This is a genomic window from Pseudomonas sp. PVC-3-1, assembly GCF_057444315.1.
The window spans coordinates 1,200,001-1,220,413 of the sequence record NZ_CM172023.1 but is presented as its reverse complement, the minus strand read 5'-3'; the positions used below and the strand labels follow the sequence as shown (position 1 = coordinate 1,220,413).

Genomic DNA, 20,413 nt, shown 5'->3' with positions numbered 1-20,413 from the left:
TATCTGCACCCATAAAAAAAGCCCTCTCAAGAGGGCTTTTTTGTGGCCGCCTCAGGCGGCTTTCTTGTCGCTGGCCGGCGCGGCTTTCTTCTTCGGCTTGAGGTATTTCACCAGGCCCTGGAACCAGATCACCAGGCCGGGGTTGCCCTGAATCTGAATGTCCTTGTTCTGGATGCCCTGCATGAACGCCAGCTGCGGATTCTTCGCGGTCATGGTGGCGAAGCCGTAGGCGCCATCCTTGAAGCCCAAGGCGAAGGCGGGGCTGGGATGGGTGCCGCGACGGGCGCTGACCTTGAGGTCCTTGACGATGTAGTGGCGGGCAACCTTGCCATCGAGGGTGTGGAGCTGGAACACCAGGTCCTTGCCTTCGAGCTGCTTCTGGAACGCCGGGCTTTCGCGGCTGGCCTTGGCCATCAAGCGACCGAGCATCCACAGGAGAAGACGGAATTTCATGCACAAACCTCGACGTTCGAGACAAAAGTCTGCGCATTGTAGCCAGTTTGAAAACGGACTACATCCGGTCTTTTGGAGGGATTATGTAACTGGAGGAGGCAACCCGGAGCCGCTCTGGCTCCGGGTCAGGCGCGATCAGTTGACCGCGTCTTTCAGCGCCTTGCCCGGTTTGAAGGCAACGGTATTGCTGGCTTTGATCTTGACCGGTTGACCGGTTTGCGGGTTCTTGCCGGTACGGGCGCCACGGTGGCGCTGAACGAAGGTACCGAAACCGACAAGGGTAACGCTGTCCTTGCGGTTGAGCGCGCCAGTGATTTCATCCAGCAGCGCGTTCAGCACCTTGTTGGCTTGTTCTTTGGTGAGGTCGGCCTTCTCGGCGATCGCGGCGGCGAGTTCTGGTTTACGCATAAATGCCTCTTTGACGGTTTGTTGTTGTTGTGTCCGTGCTGTCTTCCCAACAGCGCCCAAGGCACCGCAGGCTTGCCGTACAGGCTCTAGGCTGCGGCAGACGGGGGGAGAATGGCACGCCGTAAGCTGGTACGCCAGTATCGTCTGACAATTTGCGGGCACTTTCCCACGGCAAAAACGCCATTGGCGACGCCTGTCACGCCAGCAGTGCAGGCAACTCCTTGTTCAGGGAGAGTTTTTCACTCACGGCGGCCCCCGTCAGGGCATATCCGAGCAATCGACCGGCGGTATCCCGGCACAGGACCTTGAGGTCCGGGCCAGAGCCTTCCACTTGCCATTCACCCTCGCTGCCGCGCGGTGGCGGCGACACCACCAGTGGGCACACCGGCGTCTTCACGGTCACTGGCATCGCGCCATAGGCCACTGGTGTCGGTTTGCCGGCCAGGGTTTGCGCCAGCGCACGGGCACAGGACATCAGCGGCATCACGTAGAGCAGGTTGAGGCCGTCAACCTCGGCGCAGTCACCCAGGGCGTAGATGTTGGCGTGGGAGGTACGCAGTTCACGGTTGACCATTACCCCGCGATTGATATCCAGGCCGGCAGCAGCCGCCAGATCGATGCGCGGGCGCAGGCCGACGGCGGAGACAACCAGGTCGCAGGCGATCACCTGGCCATCGGAGAGGTGCGCTTCCAGGGCATCGCCGGCGCGCACCAGGCTGTTCAGCACCGGACCGAGGTGGAAGCGCACGCCGAGACCTTCCAGCCCCTGCTGTATGGCCTGCGCCGCCGCCGGATGCAGAAGGCCCGGCATGACCTGCTCGCAGGGCGCCACCACGTCGATCTGGTAGCCGCCGCTGGACAGGTCATTGGCAAATTCACAGCCGATCAGGCCGGCACCCAGCAGCAGCACACGGCGCTTGCCGGCGGCAGCACTGCGGAAGCGTGCGTAGTCCTCCAGGTCGTTGATCGGGAAGATCAGGTCCTGGGCATCGCCCTCGACCGGTACGCGGATGGTCTCGGCGCCCCAGGCCAGCACCAGATCGCGGTAGTGGATTTCCTCTTCACCGATCCAGATGCGCCGGTGGCCCGGGTCGATGCCGGTGACACGGGTATGGGTGAGGATGCGCGCCTTGAGCTGGTCGGCCATTGCGCCGGCTTCGGCCATGGCCAGGCCGTCGGCGTCCTTGTCCTTGGAGAAGCCGGTGGAGAGCATCGGCTTGGAGTAGGAGCGGCCGTCATCCGCGGTGATCAGCAGCAGCGGCGTCTCGCTGTCCAGCTTGCGCCACTCGCGGGCAAGGTTGTAGCCGGCCAGGCCGGTTCCGATGATCACCAGCGGTGCGTTGTCGCTCATTGCTCTCTCACCTCAAAATCGCCACAGCGTAAAGACGGAACGGCGGCCCGGAAGCCGCCGCATGTTAGTTCTGCCACCAAGAATCCATTCAGGACAGGGCGAGCTGGAGCAGAACAAGGCGGAAGCGAGCGAGGGCGCGGAGTGTACTTCAGTACATGAGCATGACTCGCTCCGCTCGCCCCTCCGGGGCCGCACTAAAGTGCGTTAGCCACAAGTGGCTTCCGAGTTCGCTTCCAATGCAGTTATGCCGACGCGCAGCCCTGTCATGGATGGATTCTCAGGAGATTTCGATCATCTCGAAGTCCATCTTGCCCACGCCGCAATCCGGGCAGACCCAATCCGCCGGAATGTCTTCCCAGCGCGTGCCGGGGGCGATGCCCTCGTCCGGCAGGCCCAGTGCCTCGTCGTAGATGAAGCCACAGACCACGCATTGCCATTTGCGCATCAGCCAAGCCCTCCTGCGATCGCGAAGTGAACCTAACGTACTTTATCGCGCCGGCCAACGGCGCCCGTGCCGCCGGACAGCGTCAGCAAGGCCAATCCGGCGTCCGCCCAGTCTACCGCGCATGGCTGCGGCCTGCTGGCGTCACAAACGCAGACGGCGGCCCGAAGGCCGCCGTCGCGGGAATCGATCCTGGCGGGATCAGCCGATTTCGATCATCTCGAAATCCAGCTTGCCGACGCCGCAATCCGGGCACAGCCAGTCTTCCGGCACGTCTTCCCAGCGGGTCCCGGCGGCGATGCCCTCTTCCGGCCAGCCTTTGGTTTCGTCATAGATCAGGCCACAAACCACGCACTGCCACTTCTTCATCAGCTATCACCCTCATGTTCTTGTCGCTTGGACGTCGGTGCATCCAATGTCCGGCTTTGTACTGGCGATGGGCTTGCGGCGCAAGCCCCTGGAAAAACACCGGATGGCCGGCCAAACCTTTGGTGGGGTTTTGCGCAAGGCACTGTTGCGGACAACGCAATCGGAGCCGCAAAGCCGCCATGTTAAGCTGCCGCGTCCCTGGCCAACCGCAGTCCGAACCGTGCCCGAAGCCGCCCTGATCCATCCGCCCCGCTGGCTTACCGCCGCCCAGTTGCATCCCGCGCCCGCCGCCCAGGTGGTGGGCTGGTTGTTCGACGAGGGTTCGCTGACACGCCGCCTGACTGCGCTGTCTGACGGGGCCTTTGCCGTGCAGCCGCTGGCCGAGGGCTGGCACCGCCTGCGCACCGACGAATGCGCCGCGTTGGGCGTGCCCGATGGCAGCCAGGGCTGGGTTCGCGAGGTGTACCTGAAAGGCCACGACACGCCCTGGGTGTTCGCCCGCAGCGTGGCAGCACGCTCGGCGCTGGAGGGCTCGGGCTTCGACCTGCGCCTGCTCGGCACGCGCTCCCTGGGCGAGTTGCTGTTCAGCGATCGCGCCTTCCAGCGCGGGCCCATCGAGGTCTGCCGCTACCCGGCCGCCAGCCTGCCGGCCGAAGTGCGCGCCGAGCGCCTCTGGGGCCGCCGCTCCTGCTTCAGCCGCGACGGCCTGGGCGTGCTGGTCGCCGAGGTATTCCTGCCGACACTGTGGCACCGCGTGGAACAACAGCCCGTATAATTCCCGGATCGCTTTCCGGAGGCCGCCATGTTCGTCGCCCTGATCAAACCCCTCGCCCGCCTGCATCCCCGCGCCTGGGACTTCATCCAGCTGACGCGCATGGACAAGCCGATCGGCATCTACCTGCTGCTCTGGCCAACGCTGTGGGCGCTGTGGATGGCCAGCGGCGGTGTGCCGAGCGCGAAGAACCTGGTGATATTCGTCCTCGGCACCGTGCTGATGCGCATGGCGGGCTGCGTGATCAACGACTTCGCCGACCGCAAGCTCGACGGCCACGTCGAACGCACCAAGGCACGCCCGCTGGCGACCGGCAGGATCACCGTGCGCGAGGCGTGGATCGCCTTCTTCGTGTTGCTGGGGCTGAGCTTCCTGCTGGTGCTGTGCACCAACGAGCAGACTATCTGGCTGTCCTTCGGTGGCGCGGCCGTGGCCGCGCTCTACCCCTTCATGAAGCGCTACACCTACTACCCGCAGGTGGTACTGGGCGCGGCGTTCTCCTGGGGCATCCCGATGGCCTTTACGGCGGCCAGCGGCACCCTGCCCGCGGTAGCCTGGCTATTGTTCTTCGCCAACGTGCTGTGGACGGTCGCGTATGACACCTACTACGCGATGACCGACCGCGAGGACGACCTGAAGATGGGCATGAAGTCCACGGCGATCCTCTTCGGCGACGCCGACCGGGTGATCAACCTGAGCCTGCAGGGCCTGATGCTCCTGCTGCTGATCCTGGCCGGCAACAAGCTGGCCATGCACCTGTATTACTACCTGGGCCTGGCCGTGGCGGCGGGCTGCTTCGCCTGGCAATTTCACTCCACGCGCGACCGCGAGCCGATGAAGTGCTTCAAGGCCTTCCTGCACAACCACTGGGCCGGGCTGGCGATCTTCCTCGGCACCGTGGCGGACTTCGCCCTGCGCTGATGCAGACCCTGTAGGAGCGAGCTTGTTCGCGAATCGACCCCGCAGCGGAGCTGTTCGCGAGCAAGCTCGCTCCTACAAAGAGACGCTAGGGCTTGGCCATGTGCCAGACGCCCATCTTGCCTTCGCCGGCCATGTCGCCGGCTTTTTTGTCCTGCACGAAGGTGTACAGCGGCTTGCCCTTGTAGGCCCACTGGACGGAACCGTCATCGCGCTTGATCAGGGTCCACTCGCCCATCGCCTTGGCGTCGGCCGACGCCATCAGGGGCGGCCAGTTCTGCGCACAGCCGCCGCTGCACATCGACTTGCCGCCGCCGTCCTTATCGAAGGTGTAGAGCGTCATGCCCTTGGCATCGACCAGCATGCCGTTCTTCTCCATGCCGGGCGCCTCGGCCAGGGCGGGCATCGCCGGCAGCATCAGCCCCAGTGCCAGGGCCGGAATCAGCATCTTCATCGCACATCTCCTCTGGTGAGGTGGATTGGCGCGAGTGCAGGCGCAAAGGCAGGCGGGATTGCAGGCAAGGCCGGCCAGGGCGACGTCGACAACGCACTCACTACCGTCATCGCAGCATTCCGACGCCTGGGCGCCGGCCGCACCGCCGACCGGGCCGGCGCGTTCCGTTTACACCGCGCATGAAACGCGCGGCGACTCGATCAGCATAGACGAGCGCTCTGCGCCAGGGCTCGGCTACCATGCGGGTGTCACATTCATGAAATATTTCCGTTATCTAATGCGGCGCATTACAGAAATTCTGAGGCCTCAGCATGGTTGGCAAGACAATCCTCATCGTCGATGACGAAGCTCCGATCCGGGAAATGATCGCCGTGGCCCTGGAGATGGCCGGCTACGAATGTCTGGAGGCCGATAGCGCCCAGACGGCTCACGCGGTGATCGTCGATCGCAAGCCGGACCTGATCCTGCTCGACTGGATGCTCCCGGGCACCTCCGGCATCGAGCTGGCTCGCCGCCTCAAGCGCGACGAGCTGACCTCGGCCATCCCGATCATCATGCTCACCGCCAAGGGCGAAGAGGACAACAAGATCCAGGGCCTGGAAGTCGGCGCCGATGACTACATCACCAAGCCGTTCTCCCCGCGCGAACTGGTGGCTCGTCTGAAGGCCGTGCTGCGTCGCACCGGCGCCGGCGACAGCGAGACGCCGATCGAAGTCGGCGGCCTGCTGCTGGACCCGATCAGCCACCGCGTGACCATCGATGGCAAACCCGCCGAGATGGGCCCGACCGAGTACCGCCTGCTGCAGTTCTTCATGACCCACCAGGAGCGCGCCTACACCCGCGGCCAACTGCTGGACCAGGTGTGGGGCGGTAACGTCTACGTCGAGGAACGCACCGTGGACGTGCATATCCGCCGCCTGCGCAAGGCGCTGGGCGAGGTCTACGAAAATCTGGTTCAGACCGTGCGCGGCACCGGGTATCGTTTCTCGACCAAAAGCTGACCGGGTCATCGACTCGACGGGCACAAGGAACGGAATTTCGTGACCCAGAACTGGAGTGGCGTGCTGATACGCCACCTGCTGCTAGTCGTCGCCGCCGGCGCATTGCTCGGCCTGATCACCGGCCAGTACGGCTGGGCCATCGCCGTGGCGCTGGCCGCCTACCTCGGCTGGTCGACCTGGCAACTGCTGCGCCTGCACAAGTGGCTGAAGAACCACCAGCCCGACGAAGCCCCGCCCGATGGCTACGGCCTGTGGGGCGAGGTGTTCGACAGCATCTACCACCTGCAGCGGCGCAACCAGCGCGCTCGCGGGCGCCTGCAAGCGGTGATCGACCGCATGCAGGAGTCCACCGCGGCGCTGCGCGACGGCATGATCCTGCTCGACCGCGACGGCAATCTGGAATGGTGGAACCAGTCCGCCGAGCGCCTGCTGGGTCTCAAGAGCCCGCAGGACGGCGGCCAGCCAGTGACCAACCTGGTCCGCCATCCGCGCTTCAAGGAATACTTCGAAGGCGAGGATTATCGCGAGCCGCTGGAGCTCTCCTCGCCGATCAGCGACAACCTGCGCCTGCAGTTCCACATCACCCTCTATGGCGCCGGCGAGCACCTGATGCTGGTGCGCGACGTGACCCGCGTCCACCAGCTGGAACAGATGCGCAAGGACTTCGTCGCCAACGTCTCCCACGAGCTGCGCACGCCGCTGACGGTGATCGCCGGCTATCTGGAGACGCTGCTGGACAACGTCGAAGACGTGAACCCGCGCTGGACCCGCGCGCTGCAGCAGATGCAGCAGCAGGCAGGGCGCATGCAGAACCTGCTCAACGACCTGCTACTGCTGGCCAAGCTGGAGGCTACTGATTACCCGGCGGACAACAAGCCGGTGGCAGTGGACCTGATGCTGCTGTCGATCCGCAACGACGCTCAGGCGCTTTCCGGCGCGCGCAACCATCGCATCAGTCTGGAGGCGGATTCGAAGGTGAAGCTCAAGGGCAGCGAGGCCGAACTGCGCAGCGCCTTCTCCAACCTGGTGTTCAACGCGGTGAAGTACACCCCCGACGAGGGCGAGATCCGCATTCGCTGGTGGGCGGACGAACAAGGCGCGCACCTGGCCGTGCAGGACAGCGGTATCGGCATCGATCCCAAGCACCTGCCACGCCTGACCGAGCGCTTCTACCGCGTCGATTCCAGCCGCAATGCCAGTACCGGCGGCACCGGCCTGGGCCTGGCCATCGTCAAGCACGTGTTGCTGCGCCACCGCGGCACCCTGGACATCAGCAGCGTGCCGGGCAAGGGCAGCAGTTTCACCTGCCACTTCCCGCCGCAGCAGGTGGAGAGCCGCGCATAACGGTGCCCGACTTCGACTCTGGTATAGACGGGCTTGCCAGCCAGGCCCCACGAACCGCATTCTTGTCCGTCCATTCTTAATCCAACAGAACCATGGACCCTTCCCCTAGTAGCAACTTCCTCACCTATTTCGCCGATTTCGGCCTGATCCTGTTCGCCCTGTTCCTCGTCGTGCTCAACGGCTTCTTCGTGGCCGCCGAGTTCGCCATGGTCAAGCTGCGCTCCACCCGCGTGGAAACCATCGCCAACCAGCACGGCTGGCGCGGCACCATCCTGCGCAAGGTGCACAACCAGCTCGACGCCTACCTTTCCGCCTGCCAGCTGGGCATCACCCTGGCCTCCCTGGGCCTGGGCTGGGTCGGCGAGCCGGCCTTCGCCGAGCTGCTCGAGCCGCTGCTGGCCGCCGTCGGCGTGCACTCCGAGGAAGTCATCCGCGGCGTGTCGTTCTTCACTGCGTTCTTCATCATTTCCTACCTGCACATCGTGGTCGGCGAGCTCGCGCCCAAGTCCTGGGCGATCCGCAAGCCGGAGCTGCTGTCGCTGTGGACGGCGGTACCGCTGTACCTGTTCTACTGGGCGATGTACCCGGCGATCTGGCTGCTCAACGCCAGCGCCAACGCCATCCTGAAGATCGCCGGGCAAGGCGAGCCGGGGCCGCACCACGAGCACCACTACAGCCGCGATGAGCTCAAGCTGATCCTGCACTCCAGCCGCGCCCACGACCCCAGCGACCAGGGCATGCGCGTACTGGCCTCGGCGGTGGAGCTGGGCGAGCTGGAAGTCGCCGACTGGGCCAACTCCCGCGAGGACCTGGTCTACCTTGAGCGCACGGCTCCGCTGGATGACATCCTCGCCACCATTCGCCGCCACAAGTACAGCCGCTACCCGGTGTACGACAGCGAGAAGGGCGAGTTCATCGGCTTGCTGCACATCAAGGACCTGCTGCTGGCGCTGGCCACGCTGGACAGCCTGCCGGAGTCCTTCGACCTCGACGAACTGACCCACCCGCTGGAGATGGTCACCAAGCACCTGCCGCTGGCCCGCCTGCTGGAACAGTTCCGCCAGGGCGGCTCGCACTTCGCATTGGTGGAGGAGGCCGACCACAAGGTCGTCGGCTACCTGACCATGGAAGACGTGCTGGAAGTGCTGGTCGGCGATATCCAGGACGAACACCGCAAGGCCGAGCGCGGCATCGTCGCCTATCAGCCCGGCAAGCTGCTGGTGCGTGGCGACACTCCGCTGTTCAAGCTCGAGCGCCTGCTGGGCCTGGACCTGGACCACGTCGAGGCGGACACCCTCGCCGGCCTGGTCTACGACACCTTGAAACGCGTACCGGAAGAAGAGGAAGTGCTGGATACCGAAGGCCTGCGCATCATCGTGAAGAAGATGAAGGGCCCGAAAATCGTCCTCGCCAAGGTGGTGAAGCTGGACTGATCCGGCGCTCGGCAACAAAAAAGGCAGCCCCAGGGCTGCCTTTTTCTTGGGCTTTTCGTAGGAGCGAGCTTGCTCGCGAACAGCGCTCGCCAGTAGCGCCAGCGTTGTGTTTGTTCGCGAGCAAGCTCGCTCCTACAGGTACCGGCTATCAGTTGCCTTTGACCACCGCGAAATTCGGCAGCGTATCCACCGGCTGGGCAAAGTCGTAGGGGATCGAGACCAGATCCAGGCCGACGTTGCGTTGCACCACGAAGTGCAGGTGCGGGCCGCTGCTGTTGCCGGTGTTGCCCGACTGCGCCAGCGGAGTGCCAGTGCTGACGCGCTGTCCCTCACGCACCAGCACCGAGCCGCGCATCAGGTGCAGATAGACGCCCATGGTGCCGTCGTCATGCAGCACCCGCACGAAGTTGCCCGACGGGTTCTTGCCGCGCCCGCTCTGGCCATTCTCGATCTTCACCACCGTGCCGCCACGGGCCGCGATGATGGGCGTGCCCACCGGCATGGCGATATCCATGGCGTAGCGGCCCTTGGGCGTGAAGTGGCTGTAGCGCCCGTTGGCGCCCTGGGTCAGGCGGAACGGGCCGCCCACCCACGGCAGCGCGTACTGATATGACAGCGGCGCCGGTCGCGGATCGCCCAGCGCGTAGCGCAGCTTGGGCTTGTAACGCAGCGGCTTGCTCGGGTCCGCCGGCGCCAGGGTGGCCAGGCGAATCGCGCTGCGCGGCGGCAGCACCCAGCGGATCGGCCGCGCCGGCGCACCCACGGCGTTCTGCACACCCGTGAGGCTCAGCTCGACTTCCACCGGCGCGTACAGGTCGTTGCGCACTTGCAGCGTCTCGCCGCCGGCGTGCTTCTTGGTCTCCAGCTTCACCTGCTCTTCCAGGTGCTCGACCATGCGATCACGGAAGACGAACACAGCCGCACCCGCCACGGCCTTGTCCGTGTAGGTGACCACGCCGTTGGCGTCGGTGTACTTGTAGATGGTCACGGCCGAAGCCGTGCCGGTGGCGGCCAGTAGACCGCACAGGAGGATACTGCGCCCTAGCATGTCGACTCTGGTTATAGGTATGGCGACGCTGGCAAGACTAGCAGCGCGGGCCCTGCGCCGCGACCCGCCACCGGTCGGCCTGTGAAGCAGTACCTGCTCGCCGACCGCGGATTTGTAACCGGATCAGGCGCCGGGCACGTAGTGCTTCTGCGAGCTGCCGCGGGCGATCAGGCGGGATAGGTAGTCGAGCTTCTGCGGGTCGCGGTCGACGAAGCGGAAGGTCAGCTGCAGCCATTCGCTGTCCGGCTTGGGCTCCAGTGCAGCCACGGCGTGCAGGTAGCCGTTGAGGCGGGCGACGTCGCTGTCTTCCTCCAGATCGAGCACGGCGCTCTCCAGTACCTGCGGCAGTGGCGTACCACGCTTCACCACCAGTAGCGCTTCCTTGAGGCTGAGTGCCTTGATCACGCAGGGCAGGCTAGCCGAAGGCAGGCGCAGCTGGCCTTGCTGGCCCTTGCCAGCACTGCGGGCGGCAGGGGCAGGAGCTGTCGGAGCAGACGGACGCGGTGCAGCGGGTGCAGCCGCGGGGCGTACCACTTCGGCCTTGCCGCCAGTGAGGGCAGCCAGGGAGTCATTGGGCATGGAGCCGACCAGGCTGCGCTGCGGCGCCTGGGCGGCGAGGGCTTCCAGCTTGCCGGCGCGCGACAGCGCCTTCTTCACCTTGCTCACCAGCTGGTCGTTGGAGAACGGCTTGCCGATAAAGTCGGAGACGCCGGCCTGGATGGCCTGCACCACATTGTCCTTGTCGCCACGGCTGGTGACCATGATGAAGGGCGTGGTCTTCAGGTTGTCCTGTTCGCGGCACCAGGTGAGCAGTTCGATACCCGACAACTCGGGCATTTCCCAGTCGCACAGGATCAGGTCCACTGCCTGGCGCGCGAGGAACTGCTGCGCCTTGCGGCCGTTGACCGCTTCTTCGATCTGCAGACCGGGGAAATGGTCCCGCAGCCCCTTCTTCACCAGATCACGGATGAACGGAGCGTCATCCACCACCAGCACACTGACCTTGCCCATCGGCATCTCCCGAAAACGATAGGGCGAAGGATAGCCTTGCCGGGTGGCTACATGCCATTGGCTCAGGACCGCTCGGCCATAAAATGACGAACCCGGCGCGAGGGCCGGGTTCGTTCTGGTACGGGCGTCAGGCTTATTCGGCCTTGTCGGCCTTGCCAGCGGTGCCCTGCACTTCTTCCTTCATGCGGGTCAGGCCGATGTGGCGGACATCGGTGCCGCGCACCAGGTAGATCACCAGTTCGGCAATGTTGCGCGCGTGGTCGCCGATGCGCTCCAGCGAACGCAGGGCCCAGATGACGTTGAGCACGCGGGAGATGGCGCGCGGGTCTTCCATCATGTAGGTGACCAGCTCGCGCAGAGCAGTCTTGTACTCGCGGTCGACGGTCTTGTCGTACTGCGCCACCGACAGCGCGAGGTCCGCATCGAAGCGAGCGAAGGCGTCCAGCGCCTCCTGCACCATCTTGCGCACCTGGTTGCCGATGTGGCGTACCTCGACGTAGCCGCGCGGCGACTCGCCTTCTTCGCACAGCTGGATGGCGCGGCGGGCGATTTTCGAGGCTTCGTCACCGATGCGCTCCAGGTCGATCACCGACTTGGAGATGCTGATGATCAGGCGCAGGTCGGAGGCGGCCGGCTGGCGGCGGGCGAGGATGCGCAGGCATTCCTCGTCGATGTTGCGCTCCATCTGGTTGATCTGGTCATCGATCTCGCGCACCTGCTGGGCCAGGCCCGAGTCAGCGTCGATCAGCGCGTTGACCGCGTCGTTGACCTGCTTCTCCACCAGGCCGCCCATGGCCAGCAGATGGCTGCGCACATCTTCCAGCTCGGCGTTGAACTGCTGCGAGATGTGGTGGGTGAGGCTTTCTTTGTTGATCATGTTCGCTCCGCGAAAGCCGCAGGCTCCGGGCCGCTGGCTTGTGATGTTCTCCGGGAAGTTCTACCGCGCACGCAAGTCCGCGAAACTAGCCGTAGCGACCGGTGATGTAGTCTTCCGTCTGCTTCTTGGCCGGGTTGGTGAACAGGGTATCGGTATCACCGAACTCGATCAGCTTGCCCATGTACATGAACGCCGTGTAGTCGGAGACGCGCGCGGCCTGCTGCATGTTGTGGGTCACGATGACGATGGTGAACTTGGATTTCAGCTCGTAGATCAGCTCTTCGATCTTCAGGGTGGAGATCGGGTCCAGTGCCGAGCACGGCTCGTCGAGCAGCAGGACTTCCGGCTCCACGGCGATGGTGCGGGCGATGACCAGGCGCTGCTGCTGGCCGCCGGAGAGGCCGAGTGCGGATTCGTGCAGGCGATCCTTCACCTCGTCCCACAGCGCGGCGCCCTTGAGGGCCCACTCGACCGCTTCGTCGAGCACGCGCTTCTTGTTGATGCCCTGGATGCGCAGGCCGTACACCACGTTCTCGTAGATGCTCTTGGGGAACGGGTTGGGCTTCTGGAACACCATGCCGACGCGGCGGCGCAGTTCAGCGACATCGACGTTCTTGGCGAAGATGTTGTGGCCGTCCAGGAGGATTTCGCCCTTCACGTTGCAACCGTCGACCAGGTCGTTCATGCGGTTGAAGCAACGCAGCAGGGTGGACTTGCCGCAGCCGGACGGGCCGATGAAGGCCGTCACGCGCTGCTTGGGAATGTTCATGCTGACGTCGAACAGTGCCTGTTTCTCGCCATAGAACAGGCTCAGGCCGGGCACTTCGAGGGCGACGGTCTCGCTTTCCAGGTTCATGCCCTGGCGGTCGCCGCGGCCGAGCGCGCCGATGTCGATGCCGTGGGTTGCGGTTTCATGTTGCATGTTCAGTCTCCTTGGGAGGCTTGGCGGCGGGCCCGGCCCGCCGCCTGCAGAATCAGTTTTCCAGCGCCTTGTACTTTTCGCGCAGGCGGTTACGAATGGCGATGGCCGAGAAGTTCAGCAGGGCGATCACCATCACCAGCAGCAGCGCGGTGGCGTACACCAGCGGGCGCGCGGCCTCGACGTTCGGGCTCTGGAAGCCGACGTCGTAGATGTGGAAGCCCAGGTGCATGATCTTCTGGTCCAGGTGCACGTACGGGTAGTTACCGTCCACCGGCAGCGCCGGAGCCAGCTTCACTACACCCACCAGCATCAGCGGCGCCACCTCACCGGCGGCACGGGCCACGGCGAGGATCAGGCCGGTCATCATCGCCGGGCTGGCCATCGGCAGGACCACTTTCCACAGGGTCTCGGCCTTGGTCGCACCCAGGGCGAGGGAGCCTTCACGGGTGGCCCGCGGAATGCGCGCCAAGCCTTCCTCGGTGGCCACGATCACCACCGGCACCGCGAGGATGGCCAGGGTCAGCGAGGCCCAGAACAGCCCCGGCGTGCCGAAGGTCGGCGCCGGCAGGGCTTCGGGGAAGAACATCCGGTCGAGCGAGCCGCCCAGCACGTAGACGAAGAAGCCCAGGCCGAACACACCGTAGACGATCGCCGGAACACCCGCGAGGTTGTTCACCGCGATGCGGATGATGCGGGTCAGCAGGCCCTGGCGAGCGTACTCGCGCAGGTAGACCGCGGCGATCACACCGAACGGGGTGACGATCACGGCCATCACCAGGGTCATCATCACGGTGCCGAAGATGGCCGGGAAAATGCCGCCTTCGGTGTTGGCTTCTCGCGGGTCGTCACTGAGGAATTCCCACAGCTTCTTGAAGTAGAAACTCAGCTTGGTCGCCACGCCCATCTGGTTCGGCTGGTAGGCATGCACCAGTTTGCCGACGCTGATTTCAGTCTGCTGGCCGGAAGCATCGCGCATGACGATGCTGTCGCGGTTGAACTCCTGATGCAGGCCGTTGAGCTGCTCTTCCAGCACCTTGTACTGGGCGTTCAGCTCGGCGCGGCCGGCAGCGATATCAGCCTCGGCAGTGGCATCCAGCTTGTTGTTCAGCTGCAGGCCACGCTCCTTCAGGCGCAGGCGCTCCAGACCGTGGTTGATGCCGCCGATGTCCTTCTTCTCCAGCTGGTACAGCTTGGTGTAGAGCTCATCGACGCGCTTCAGACGGGTCTGCAGTTCGGCCATTGCGCCGGCACCTTCGGCGACCACCTTGCCGTTTTCCTTCACGCTCAGCAGGTAGCCATAGAAGTTGCCCCACTCGCGGCGCTCCAGAGTTACCAGCTCAGAGGGGTGGTGACGGTCAGTCAGCCACTCGCCAATCACCCAGGAGAAGTCGCTGCCGTAGAGGTCGCGGTTGCCCAGCTTGAGCAGTTCGCGGGTCATGAACTCCGGGCCGCTGTCCGGCACCGGCAGGCCGGCACCGCGCAGCCGCGCACGCGGCACCTGCTCGATCTGCACTTCTTCGCCGATCAGGGTCTTGGGCGCTTCACCGGGGACGGTGTAGGTCGCCTCGATCACGTCCGCCGGCCAGAAGTGGCCGAGACCGCGCACGGCGATCACGGCGAGCAGGCCGATGGTCATGATCACGGCGATGGACACCGCACCCGCGTTCATCCACACCCAGGGAGAACCGCTGGCGAACCACGCTTTGACGGATTCCTGTTTCTGTTTCACGGAACGTAGCCTCGTCGGGCGTCGCTTAGAGCGACGCGTATTTCTTGCGCAGGCGCTGACGGATCAGCTCTGCCAGGGTGTTCATCACGAAGGTGAAGGACAGCAGTACCAGTGCCGAGAGGAACAGCACGCGGTAGTGAGTCCCGCCCACCTCCGACTCGGGCATTTCCACCGCAACGTTCGCTGCGAGGGTGCGCATGCCCTGGAAGATGTTCACATCCATGACCGGGGTGTTGCCGGTGGCCATCAGTACGATCATGGTCTCGCCGACGGCGCGGCCCATACCGATCATCAGCGCGGAGAAGATGCCCGGGCTGGCAGTCAGGATCACCACGCGGGTCAGCGTCTGCCAGGGAGTGGCGCCCAAGGCCAGGGAGCCATAGGTCAGGCTGCGCGGCACGCTGAAGATGGCGTCTTCGGCGATGGAGAAGATGTTCGGGATCACCGCGAAGCCCATGGCCAGACCGACTACCAGGGCGTTGCGCTGGTCGTAGGTAATGCCCAGGTCGTGGCTGATCCACAGGCGCATGTCGCCGCCAAAGAACATGGTCTCCAGGTGCGGGCTCATCCACAGCGCGAAGGCGCCAGTGGCGAGGACCACGGGGATCAGGATCGCCGCTTCCCAGCCGGCCGGCAGGCTCAGGCGGATACGCTCGGGCAGACGGCTCCAGATCAGGCCGGCCGCGAGAATGCCCAGCGGAGTGAGCAGCAGCAGGCTGAAGATGCCCGGCAGGTGGCCTTCTACATACGGCGCGAGGAACAGGCCGGCGAAGAAGCCGAGGATCACCGTCGGCAGCGCTTCCATCAGCTCGATCACCGGCTTCACCTTGCGGCGCATGCCCGGAGCCATGAAGTAGGCGGTGTAGACGGCGGCGGCGATGGCCAGCGGAGCGGCAAGGATCATCGCGTAGAAGGCGGCCTTCAGGGTTCCGAAGGTCAGCGGCGACAGGCTCAGCTTGGGCTCGAAGTCGGTGGTCGCGGCGGTGGACTGCCAGACGTAGGACGGCTTGTCGTAGCTCTCGTACCAGACCTTGCCCCACAGCGCGCTGAAGGACACTTCCGGGTGCGGGTTGCTCAGCGCGAAGCGGCGCAACTCACCGCCCTGCTCGAGGATCAGGCGGTTGGCGCGCGGCGACAGGGCCATCGGGCCGGCGGACGGAGCGACGTTCTCCACCAGCAGCGTGCGGTGCGCAGTGCTGTGGAAGATGCCCAGGTTGCCTTGCTTGTCGAGGGCCAGGAAGCCCTTGCGGCGCTGCTCCGGTGCAATGCTGGAGATCGGCTGGTCACCCAGCTTGAAGTCACGCACGTGGGACAGGCGCGGCTCGCCATCTTCGCCACGGGCCATGAACCACTGGCTGATGCCGCCCTTGGAATCACCGACCATCAGCGAGATGCCACCCAGCAATTGGCTGCTGGCGGTCACTTCGGCGGAAGCATCATCCAGCAGCTTGTAGCGGCCGTTGAGCTGGTGGCTGTTCAGGTCGAACACGTCGGCCTGGGCACGGCCATTGAGCACATAGAGCCACTGCTTGCGCGGATCCATGTAGATGGCCTTCACCGGGTCGGCGATCTGCGGCAGGTTGATACGCTCTTCCTGCAGGGTGCTCTCGCCGGTCAGCATGTTTTCCTGCTGGGTCAGGCCGAGCAGGAGCATTTCGCTGCCTGTGGAGGCTGCGAGCAACAGGCTGTCGTCACCCGAGACAATAGCGACGTGCTCCAGCGGACGGCCCTGGGGATCCAGGTTCATCGGAGCTTCGCCGTAGGGATACTCGATGTACGGAGCGATGGTCTTCTTGTTGTCCGGGTAGGTGACCTTGTAGTTGTGCTTGAACACCAGCACCTGACCATTGGACAGGCCCAGGGCCACGGTTGGATGACCCGGCTGGTCCTCGGCGATGGACGTGACGCTGGTGCCGGCGGGCAGCTTCAGCGCAACGCGATCCATCTCGTCGCCTTTCTTGGCGTCGAAGAAGATGACCTCGCCGTTGGCGGCGACGCGCATGCCCACCATGTTCTGCTCTTCGATGCTCAGCAGCAGCGGTGCCTGGGCTGTCTTCAGCCAAGCCGGAGCCAGGGGGTCACGCGTTTCCAGTTCGGCGCCGCGGAACAGCGGCAGCACGACGTAGGCGAGGTAGAAGAAAATCAGGGTAATGGCAGCCAGTACGGCGAGACCGCCGACCAGGACGTACCAACGGGTCAGTCGATCCTTGAGCGCCCGGATACGGCGCTTGCGCTGCAGGGCAGGCGTATTGAAATCGATCCGCTCGGGGAGAGAAGAAGTCATCGGGGAGTTGGCCATGTCGTTCATGGAGTGACACCCTAGCGGCTCTGTATGACAGAAAGATGACATGGAGGTGACGCGACAAAGCCCACCAGCAGAGCCATGCTGGCGGGCTCGGTCGAGTAAGCGTCAGCCCATGCCGGGCGGGTATCTCCGCCCGGTTTGAAGGCTGATTACAGACCCAGGTCCTTGATCGCTTTCTCGGCGACTTTGGACGGCAGCGGGATGTAGCCGTCTTTCACGACAACCTGCTGGCCAGTCTTGGAGAGCACCATCTTCAGGAACTGTGCTTCCAGCGGGTTCAGCGGCTTGTTCGGCGCCTTGTTGACGTAGACGTACAGGAAGCGGGACAGCGGGTAGCTACCGTTCAGGGCGTTAGCTTCGTTGTCTTCGATGAACTCGCCGCCTTCTTTCTTGGCCAGGGCAACGGTCTTCACGCTAGCGGTCTTGTAACCGATACCGGAGTAGCCAACGCCGTTCAGGGACTGGCTGACCGACTGCACCACGGAAGCCGAACCCGGCTGCTCGTTCACGTTCGGTTTGTAGTCGCCTTTGCACAGGGCTTCTTCCTTGAAGTAGCCGTAGGTGCCGGATACGGAGTTACGACCGAACAGCTGGACGGGCTTGTTGGCCCAGTCGCCGGTCAGGCCCAGGTCACCCCAGGTCTTCACTTCCGACTTGCCGCCGCACAGACGGGTGGAAGAGAAGATGGCGTCGACCTGTTGCATGGTCAGGCCTTTGATGGGGTTGTCCTTGTGCACGAAGATCGCCAGGGCGTCCACGGCAACCGGAACAGCAGTCGGCTTGTAGCCGTACTTCTGCTCGAAAGCCTGCAGCTCGACGTCCTTCATCTTGCGGCTCATCGGGCCCAGGTTGGCGGTGCCTTCGGTCAGAGCCGGCGGCGCGGTGGAGGAACCGGCGGCCTGGATCTGCACGTTCACGTTCGGGTACAGGCGCTTGTACTCTTCCGCCCACATGGTCATCAGGTTGGCCAGAGTGTCGGAACCGACGCTCGACAGGTTACCCGACACACCGCTGGCTTTCTGGTAGTCCGGCAGAGCCGGATCGATCGCGGCCACCGCACTGGCGGTGCCTACGCCTGCGGCGACAAAAGTCAGGGCCGCCATCAAACGCTTGAGTTTCATGCCTTGCTCCTTGAGGAGAATGGGGTTGGATGGAACGGGGGCCAGTATCGTCAGGCCGCATGAAGACTCTATGACGCGAATGTGACAGTTGGATGAAATGCCATCAGGGAATTGCGCAAAGGATATCGCGAGGAAAAACAGCGGCGGGGGACATGGCGAAAGGCGCATTCCAGAGCCATACAAAGGCTCTGCATACCTTGTAGGAGCGAGCTTGCTCGCGAACCAGGTCCGGCCCCCTGCATTGTCATAATCGACGGAAGGCCGCGAAAGGGGATGGCCACGATCAGGGCTAATTCGTTGCGTATATTCGCCCCTAAAGTTGGGCAATTCGCGAGCAAGCTCGCTCCTACAGGCTGATCTTTGCTCCGTAGGCAGCTTTGGCCCGCAATGGCTGCCACGTCGCCACGCACGGCGGCCTTGCGGTCAAAATCGGTCCCGACTTTCCCGCGCGCAAAAGCAAAACCCCCGGCCAGCGATGCTGACCAGGGGTCTTGGGATAGGAGCTTGACGATGACCTACTCTCACATGGAGAAACTCCACACTACCATCGGCGATGCGTCGTTTCACTACTGAGTTCGGGATGGGATCAGGTGGTTCCAACGCTCTATGGTCGTCAAGCAATTCTTTATGGATGCTCGTGGCAGGTGCACACGCTCATCCAGATTCGGGTATGTGACAGGTAATTTGCGGTTCACACGAACTTTCGGTTCGTTACGTCTTCACCGTACAACACACAAATTGTTTGGGTGTTATATGGTCAAGCCTCACGGGCAATTAGTATCGGTTAGCTCAACGCCTCACAGCGCTTACACACCCGACCTATCAACGTCGTAGTCTTCGACGGCCCTTTAGGGGAATCAAGTTCCCAGTGAGATCTCATCTTGAGGCTAGTTTCCCGCTTAGATGCTTTCAGCGGTTATCTATTCCGAACATAGCTACCCGGCAATGCCACTGGCGTGACAACCGGAACACCAGAGGTTCGTCCACTCCGGTCCTCTCGTACTAGGAGCAGCCCCTCTCAAATCTCAAACGTCCACGGCAGATAGGGACCGAACTGTCTCACGACGTTCTAAACCCAGCTCGCGTACCACTTTAAATGGCGAACAGCCATACCCTTGGGACCGGCTTCAGCCCCAGGATGTGATGAGCCGACATCGAGGTGCCAAACACCGCCGTCGATATGAACTCTTGGGCGGTATCAGCCTGTTATCCCCGGAGTACCTTTTATCCGTTGAGCGATGGCCCTTCCATACAGAACCACCGGATCACTAAGACCTACTTTCGTACCTGCTCGACGTGTCTGTCTCGCAGTCAAGCGCGCTTTTGCCTTTATACTCTACGACCGATTTCCGACCGGTCTGAGCGCACCTTCGTACTCCTCCGTTACTCTTTAGGAGGAGACCGCCCCAGTCAAACTGCCCACCATACACTGTCCTCGATCCGGATAACGGACCAGAGTTAGAACCTCAAGCATGCCAGGGTGGTATTTCAAGGATGGCTCCACGCAGACTGGCGTCCACGCTTCAAAGCCTCCCACCTATCCTACACAAGCAGGCTCAAAGTCCAGTGCAAAGCTACAGTAAAGGTTCACGGGGTCTTTCCGTCTAGCCGCGGATACACTGCATCTTCACAGCGATTTCAATTTCACTGAGTCTCGGGTGGAGACAGCGCCGCCATCGTTACGCCATTCGTGCAGGTCGGAACTTACCCGACAAGGAATTTCGCTACCTTAGGACCGTTATAGTTACGGCCGCCGTTTACCGGGGCTTCGATCAAGAGCTTCGCTTTCGCTAACCCCATCAATTAACCTTCCGGCACCGGGCAGGCGTCACACCCTATACGTCCACTTTCGTGTTTGCAGAGTGCTGTGTTTTTAATAAACAGTCGCAGCGGCCTGGTATCTTCGACCGGCATGGGCTTACGGAGTAAATCCTTAACCCTCGCCGGCGCACCTTCTCCCGAAGTTACGGTGCCATTTTGCCTAGTTCCTTCACCCGAGTTCTCTCAAGCGCCTTGGTATTCTCTACCCAACCACCTGTGTCGGTTTGGGGTACGGTTCCTAGTTACCTGAAGCTTAGAAGCTTTTCCTGGAAGCATGGCATCAACCACTTCATCATCTGAAAGATGACTCGTCATCAGCTCTCGGCATTAAGATCCCGGATTTACCTAAGATCTCTGCCTACCACCTTAAACTTGGACAACCAACGCCAAGCTGGCCTAGCCTTCTCCGTCCCTCCATCGCAGTAACTAGAAGTACAGGAATATTAACCTGTTTCCCATCGACTACGCTCTTCAGCCTCGCCTTAGGGACCGACTAACCCTGCGTCGATTAACGTTGCGCAGGAACCCTTGGTCTTTCGGCGTGGGAGTTTTTCACTCCCATTGTCGTTACTCATGTCAGCATTCGCACTTCTGATACCTCCAGCAAGCTTCTCAACTCACCTTCACAGGCTTA

Annotated in this window: 18 protein-coding genes and 2 rRNA genes (1 of these 20 cut by a window edge); 5 read left to right on the top strand and 15 right to left on the bottom strand. The window is 63.2% G+C overall.

Translation table 11 applies throughout. From position 1 onward, the window contains the following. Positions 1–51 precede the first annotated feature (51 nt). The 5 genes from AC2T4A_RS05775 to AC2T4A_RS05755 all read right to left on the bottom strand — a co-directional run bounded on the left by AC2T4A_RS05775 (position 52) and on the right by AC2T4A_RS05755 (position 3,023). Positions 52–453 (bottom strand): helicase, encoded by a 402-nt coding sequence (locus tag AC2T4A_RS05775; protein WP_486742898.1) that lies wholly within the window; start codon positions 451–453, stop codon positions 52–54. Positions 454–588: 135 nt separating this feature from the next. After that, positions 589–861: an HU family DNA-binding protein gene (locus tag AC2T4A_RS05770; RefSeq protein WP_017520695.1), complete on the bottom strand. Its 273-nt coding sequence runs from the start codon at positions 859–861 to the stop codon at positions 589–591. A gap of 196 nt (positions 862–1,057) precedes the next feature. Next, on the bottom strand, positions 1,058–2,212 hold the full coding sequence (locus AC2T4A_RS05765; protein ID WP_416748701.1) for an NAD(P)/FAD-dependent oxidoreductase: 1,155 nt from the start codon (positions 2,210–2,212) through the stop codon (positions 1,058–1,060). A 277-nt stretch (positions 2,213–2,489) separates the two neighbouring features. Next, positions 2,490–2,657 (bottom strand): rubredoxin, encoded by a 168-nt coding sequence (locus tag AC2T4A_RS05760; RefSeq protein ID WP_045217729.1) that lies wholly within the window; start codon positions 2,655–2,657, stop codon positions 2,490–2,492. A 198-nt stretch (positions 2,658–2,855) separates the two neighbouring features. Continuing rightward, positions 2,856–3,023 (bottom strand): rubredoxin, encoded by a 168-nt coding sequence (locus AC2T4A_RS05755; protein WP_015479573.1) that lies wholly within the window; start codon positions 3,021–3,023, stop codon positions 2,856–2,858. Positions 3,024–3,258: 235 nt separating this feature from the next. Here AC2T4A_RS05755 and AC2T4A_RS05750 point away from each other — a divergent pair, with 235 nt between their 5' ends. Both AC2T4A_RS05750 and ubiA read left to right on the top strand, forming a co-directional pair. Next, positions 3,259–3,798 (top strand): chorismate lyase, encoded by a 540-nt coding sequence (locus tag AC2T4A_RS05750; RefSeq protein ID WP_416749135.1) that lies wholly within the window; start codon positions 3,259–3,261, stop codon positions 3,796–3,798. A gap of 27 nt (positions 3,799–3,825) precedes the next feature. After that, positions 3,826–4,716 (top strand): 4-hydroxybenzoate octaprenyltransferase, encoded by an 891-nt coding sequence (ubiA, locus tag AC2T4A_RS05745; RefSeq protein ID WP_478377620.1) that lies wholly within the window; start codon positions 3,826–3,828, stop codon positions 4,714–4,716. An 85-nt stretch (positions 4,717–4,801) separates the two neighbouring features. Here the strand turns inward: ubiA and AC2T4A_RS05740 are convergent, their stop codons facing one another. Further along, positions 4,802–5,167 (bottom strand): COG4315 family predicted lipoprotein, encoded by a 366-nt coding sequence (locus AC2T4A_RS05740; RefSeq protein ID WP_416748697.1) that lies wholly within the window; start codon positions 5,165–5,167, stop codon positions 4,802–4,804. Between the two features lie 311 nt (positions 5,168–5,478). Here AC2T4A_RS05740 and phoB point away from each other — a divergent pair, with 311 nt between their 5' ends. The 3 genes from phoB to AC2T4A_RS05725 all read left to right on the top strand — a co-directional run bounded on the left by phoB (position 5,479) and on the right by AC2T4A_RS05725 (position 8,945). Then, positions 5,479–6,168, top strand: a complete 690-nt coding sequence (phoB, locus tag AC2T4A_RS05735; protein ID WP_024762043.1) for a phosphate regulon transcriptional regulator PhoB — start codon at positions 5,479–5,481, stop codon at positions 6,166–6,168. 39 nt (positions 6,169–6,207) lie between these two features. After that, positions 6,208–7,512, top strand: coding sequence for a phosphate regulon sensor histidine kinase PhoR (phoR, locus tag AC2T4A_RS05730; protein WP_478377619.1), 1,305 nt, complete (start codon positions 6,208–6,210; stop codon positions 7,510–7,512). A 92-nt stretch (positions 7,513–7,604) separates the two neighbouring features. Continuing rightward, positions 7,605–8,945 carry a hemolysin family protein gene (locus tag AC2T4A_RS05725; RefSeq protein WP_416748693.1) on the top strand — a complete coding sequence of 447 codons (1,341 nt, stop codon included), beginning with the start codon at positions 7,605–7,607 and terminating at the stop codon, positions 8,943–8,945. 148 nt (positions 8,946–9,093) lie between these two features. On the opposite strand, the gene AC2T4A_RS05720 is transcribed toward AC2T4A_RS05725, so the two are convergent. The 9 genes from AC2T4A_RS05720 to AC2T4A_RS05680 all read right to left on the bottom strand — a co-directional run. Beyond that, positions 9,094–9,993 (bottom strand): peptidoglycan DD-metalloendopeptidase family protein, encoded by a 900-nt coding sequence (locus AC2T4A_RS05720; protein ID WP_416748691.1) that lies wholly within the window; start codon positions 9,991–9,993, stop codon positions 9,094–9,096. A 123-nt stretch (positions 9,994–10,116) separates the two neighbouring features. Continuing rightward, positions 10,117–11,004 (bottom strand): response regulator, encoded by an 888-nt coding sequence (locus AC2T4A_RS05715; protein WP_416748689.1) that lies wholly within the window; start codon positions 11,002–11,004, stop codon positions 10,117–10,119. 133 nt (positions 11,005–11,137) lie between these two features. Continuing rightward, a complete protein-coding gene (phoU, locus tag AC2T4A_RS05710) occupies positions 11,138–11,881 on the bottom strand; it encodes a phosphate signaling complex protein PhoU (protein WP_045217747.1) in 744 nt (247 codons plus the stop codon). Positions 11,882–11,966: 85 nt separating this feature from the next. Further along, entirely contained in the window at positions 11,967–12,803 is an 837-nt protein-coding gene (gene pstB, locus AC2T4A_RS05705; RefSeq protein ID WP_015479583.1) for a phosphate ABC transporter ATP-binding protein PstB, read from the bottom strand. Positions 12,804–12,855: 52 nt separating this feature from the next. After that, positions 12,856–14,532 (bottom strand): phosphate ABC transporter permease PstA, encoded by a 1,677-nt coding sequence (gene pstA, locus AC2T4A_RS05700; protein ID WP_416748686.1) that lies wholly within the window; start codon positions 14,530–14,532, stop codon positions 12,856–12,858. A 25-nt stretch (positions 14,533–14,557) separates the two neighbouring features. Beyond that, positions 14,558–16,591 (bottom strand): ABC transporter permease subunit, encoded by a 2,034-nt coding sequence (locus tag AC2T4A_RS05695; protein WP_416749133.1) that lies wholly within the window; start codon positions 16,589–16,591, stop codon positions 14,558–14,560. 395 nt (positions 16,592–16,986) lie between these two features. Beyond that, on the bottom strand, positions 16,987–17,958 hold the full coding sequence (locus AC2T4A_RS05690; RefSeq protein WP_054910037.1) for a phosphate ABC transporter substrate-binding protein PstS: 972 nt from the start codon (positions 17,956–17,958) through the stop codon (positions 16,987–16,989). Between the two features lie 502 nt (positions 17,959–18,460). Further along, positions 18,461–18,576: ribosomal RNA gene (gene rrf / locus AC2T4A_RS05685) — 5S ribosomal RNA — on the bottom strand. A gap of 135 nt (positions 18,577–18,711) precedes the next feature. Beyond that, positions 18,712–20,413 (bottom strand): 23S ribosomal RNA (locus AC2T4A_RS05680) (it continues 1,189 nt past the right edge of the window).

Coding starts and splice junctions, on each gene's coding strand:
- AC2T4A_RS05775 (WP_486742898.1), bottom strand. CDS start 453: ATGAAATTCCGTCTTCTCCTGTGGATGCTCGGTCGCTTGATGGCCAAG.
- AC2T4A_RS05770 (WP_017520695.1), bottom strand. CDS start 861: ATGCGTAAACCAGAACTCGCCGCCGCGATCGCCGAGAAGGCCGACCTC.
- AC2T4A_RS05765 (WP_416748701.1), bottom strand. CDS start 2,212: ATGAGCGACAACGCACCGCTGGTGATCATCGGAACCGGCCTGGCCGGC.
- AC2T4A_RS05760 (WP_045217729.1), bottom strand. CDS start 2,657: ATGCGCAAATGGCAATGCGTGGTCTGTGGCTTCATCTACGACGAGGCA.
- AC2T4A_RS05755 (WP_015479573.1), bottom strand. CDS start 3,023: ATGAAGAAGTGGCAGTGCGTGGTTTGTGGCCTGATCTATGACGAAACC.
- ubiA (WP_478377620.1), top strand. CDS start 3,826: ATGTTCGTCGCCCTGATCAAACCCCTCGCCCGCCTGCATCCCCGCGCC.
- AC2T4A_RS05740 (WP_416748697.1), bottom strand. CDS start 5,167: ATGAAGATGCTGATTCCGGCCCTGGCACTGGGGCTGATGCTGCCGGCG.
- phoB (WP_024762043.1), top strand. CDS start 5,479: ATGGTTGGCAAGACAATCCTCATCGTCGATGACGAAGCTCCGATCCGG.
- AC2T4A_RS05725 (WP_416748693.1), top strand. CDS start 7,605: ATGGACCCTTCCCCTAGTAGCAACTTCCTCACCTATTTCGCCGATTTC.
- AC2T4A_RS05720 (WP_416748691.1), bottom strand. CDS start 9,993: ATGCTAGGGCGCAGTATCCTCCTGTGCGGTCTACTGGCCGCCACCGGC.
- AC2T4A_RS05715 (WP_416748689.1), bottom strand. CDS start 11,004: ATGGGCAAGGTCAGTGTGCTGGTGGTGGATGACGCTCCGTTCATCCGT.
- phoU (WP_045217747.1), bottom strand. CDS start 11,881: ATGATCAACAAAGAAAGCCTCACCCACCACATCTCGCAGCAGTTCAAC.
- pstB (WP_015479583.1), bottom strand. CDS start 12,803: ATGCAACATGAAACCGCAACCCACGGCATCGACATCGGCGCGCTCGGC.
- AC2T4A_RS05690 (WP_054910037.1), bottom strand. CDS start 17,958: ATGAAACTCAAGCGTTTGATGGCGGCCCTGACTTTTGTCGCCGCAGGC.